General features: G+C 36.2%; 1 protein-coding gene and 2 pseudogenes (1 of these 3 running past the window's edge). 1 reads left to right on the plus strand and 2 read right to left on the minus strand.

What is annotated here, in order from left to right; genetic code table 11:
- Positions 1 to 978: pseudogene (locus WG67_RS01790) on the plus strand (MFS transporter); it begins 284 nt to the left of the window's first position.
- Positions 979 to 985: 7 nt separating this feature from the next.
- Here the strand turns inward: WG67_RS01790 and WG67_RS01795 are convergent.
- Together WG67_RS01795 and pdhA are read right to left on the minus strand one after the other, a co-directional pair.
- Positions 986 to 1,910, minus strand: a pseudogene (locus WG67_RS01795) (RluA family pseudouridine synthase).
- A gap of 390 nt (positions 1,911 to 2,300) precedes the next feature.
- Entirely contained in the window at positions 2,301 to 3,281 is a 981-nt protein-coding gene (pdhA, locus tag WG67_RS01800) for a pyruvate dehydrogenase (acetyl-transferring) E1 component subunit alpha (RefSeq protein ID WP_006279887.1), read from the minus strand.
- Between the last annotated feature and the right edge of the window lie 33 nt (positions 3,282 to 3,314).

Consider the following 3,314-nt stretch of genomic DNA (forward strand, 5'->3'; position numbering starts at 1 on the left):
ATTATACCTGGGTATAAAGAAATAGGGTTGCTTTCACCTGTATTGCTTGTGTTTTGTAGAATAGTGCAAGGAATAACTGCAGGAGGTGAAACAAGCATTAATACAGCATTTACGATAGAGCATTCAAAAGATAAAAAAAATCTAGGTTTCTTAGGAAGTATGAAGCCCTTTAGCGGAGCCCTTGGAACGCTCTTATGCATAACAATGATATTTATCTGCAAAAGAGTTACAGGTGAGAACTATGAAATATGGGGATGGAAGTTGCTTTTTTATTTTTGCTTTTTTTGGGGGACAATAGGTTTTTTAACTAGGTACATATTAAAAGAAAGCTTAGCATATAAAACTAATAAGTACGCTAATAATTTAGCACATTCACCATTGTTAGAACTAGTAAGAAACTATAAAAGACCGCTTATTATTTCAATCAATCTGGGAATTGCTCAGAATGCAATTGTCTACGCAGCAATAATGTTTTATAATATATCAATAAAAGAGCTAGTTATTTTATCTATTAGTGTTAAAGATTTAATGAGGATAGTAATACAGGTTGTATTTGCAGCATCTGCGGTACTTTTTGCAATTTTATCTGATAAAGTTGGAAGAAAACGCGTAATGATTCCTGTACTGATTATGCTATCTCTGATTGGTACATGTGTATTACCATTATTATCTTCCGTTAACCACTATGTCGTAATAATAACTTACTTATTGATTACTATACCAGTAGGTGCATCTTTTGGAATATATGGTTCTGTTATTTGTGAACTGTTTCCAACAAAAGTAAGATGCACTGGCGTAAGCTTAGCAAATAATATATCTGCAGGAATTTTTGGTGGCCTTTCTCCATACATATGCATGTGGCTTATAGAAAAAACCGAAACAAAACTTGCAGCAGGCATTTATCTTACTGCCTGCGCATTAATTAGCCTAATATCTGTGCTTCAAATTAAAGCCAAAGACAGAAAAGTTGATTGGTGAAATCGTTTCAGTCGAAAAATAGCGCTTCAATGGATTTTTCGATGTGTTTAGTGATAGGAGCGGTGATAGTGATTTCTTTATTGTTTGGCAGTTTTAAAGATAAAGAATACGAATGAAGGTGAATTTTATTTGCTATCCCATCAATAAAAGCTTTTTTACCACCATATTTACCGTCACCAAGAATAGGGCAATTTATATGAGCTAAATGTGCACGTAACTGATGGGTTCTGCCGGTAATTGGTTGTAATTTTAAATAAGCAACATTGTGTTTGGATTTTGCTATAATTGAAAAATGCGTAGTGGCATTCTGAGGTGAATTTTCATCAACGACCACTTTTTCTTGACCTGAAACATATTTTTTCACCAATGGATAGTCTATTGTTCCACTATCCTTGCTCGGTATGCCAGAAGTTAATGCTAAATAAGTTTTTTTTACTCTTCGTCCTTTAAATTCTTCCATAAGGTATCTGGCAACATTAGCGTTGCGTGCGAATATTATCACTCCACTCGTATCTCTATCTAGCCTATGGACAATTTTAAATGTTTCTCCCTCTCTTATTTGGTCAAGCAAATCACTCATGCTAATCTTTACTTTTACGCCACCTTGAACGATGACCCCTGCGGGTTTGTTTATAGCTAGTATATATTCGTCTTCATATAATATAGATCGNNNTTAGTAGATTCACTAACTTTTCATTATATTTGCGATCAGAATTAGCGTTTTCAATATAATTCAAGTGCTTCAGCGTTATAGTTTGCCCAGAATTTACTCTATCACTGGACTTTGCTTTGCAATCATCAACTTTGATTAATCCTTTCCTTAAAGATTTTTCAATTACAGATTGCTTTAGATCAGGAAAGATTCTTCTGATGTACCTATCCAGCCTAACGTTATCGTCTTCTATTAATATGGTTTTTATACTTTGTAGCATTCCATTATTTATAATGAATATCTAGTGAAATGTCAATTATTGGTGTCATTCCAGTGTCAAGCACTGGAATGACACCGAAGGGGCTACTGCCGTCATAAAGGAACCAGTGTCAGCTACTCGGATGACAGGAGAAGGAGACTACTGAGATGACAGCTAGCCTGACAACCGTCATCCCGCTGCTTGTTAGCGGGATCTAGAGATACCGCGAATGAATCGCGGTATGACGTAGAGCTTGCGTTAGCTATACTTTTATACTCACCAACTCAGCTGGATCCAAGTAGTCAGAGCACTGGGATGACAAAAAAAGGAGGGCACTTGGATGACGGGAGAAGGAGCTATTTGGATGACATCGTTTACTATACAATGTTTGTACAGTTCTGGATAAAAAAATTAGCTAACAAATTTATAAACATCAGTATACAGCTCATCAACGCTTGGTTCTTTACTATTTTTGGCAAAATCTTCCGACTTTTTTACTAAATCACGTATTTCCTTATCAATTACTTTGCACTCTTCTTCTGAAGCCATTTTATTATCTGTCATGTATTTCTTTAAAGTGCTTATAGGGTCATGATTTTGCTTCATATCTTCAACTTCTTCTTTTAAGCGATAAGTAGCAGGATCTGACATTGAGTGACCGCGATATCGATATGTCTTCATTTCAAGCAGGATAGGCCCTTTTCCGCTGCGTGTGTGTTCCGCTGCTTCGCTTGTAGCCTCATAAACAGAGAAAAAATCCATTCCATCAACTTGTTTTCCAGGAATACCAAAACTTTCTCCTCTTTTATATAACTCTGTTACTAAAGTTGACCTTTGCACGGAGGTTCCCATTGCGTATTCATTATTTTCTATGATGTAAACCACAGGCAACTCCCACAAAGATGCCATATTAAACGATTCATATACTTGTCCTTGATTTGCAGCACCGTCGCCAAAATATGTAAATACCACATTATCTTTTTTCTTATATTTATTAGCAAATGCTATTCCTGTTCCAATTGGAACTTGTGCTCCCACTATTCCATGCCCGCCGAAGAATTTTTTTTCAACGTCAAATACGTGCATCGAACCACCTTTACCTTTCGAGCATCCTGTTTCTTTGCCGGTAAGCTCTGCCATTACAACATTTGGATCAGAATCACATGCGAGCATTAAGCCATGGTCTCTATAACTTGTGATAAAAGCGTCACCTAATTTTGATGCAGCTTGAGTTCCAACTGCAACTGCTTCTTGTCCTATTGATAGGTGACAGAACCCGCCTATTAATCCCATCCCATATAATTGTCCTGCTTTTTCCTCAAATCTGCGTATGAGTAGCATTTTCCTGTAGAATCCAATTATCTGTTCTTTAGTGAAATTTTCTGCTTTCATATCGATTTCTTTTTCATTAAACTAACACAATAC

It is taken from the genome of Wolbachia endosymbiont of Drosophila incompta (assembly GCF_001758565.1).
GTDB lineage: Bacteria > Pseudomonadota > Alphaproteobacteria > Rickettsiales > Anaplasmataceae > Wolbachia > Wolbachia pipientis.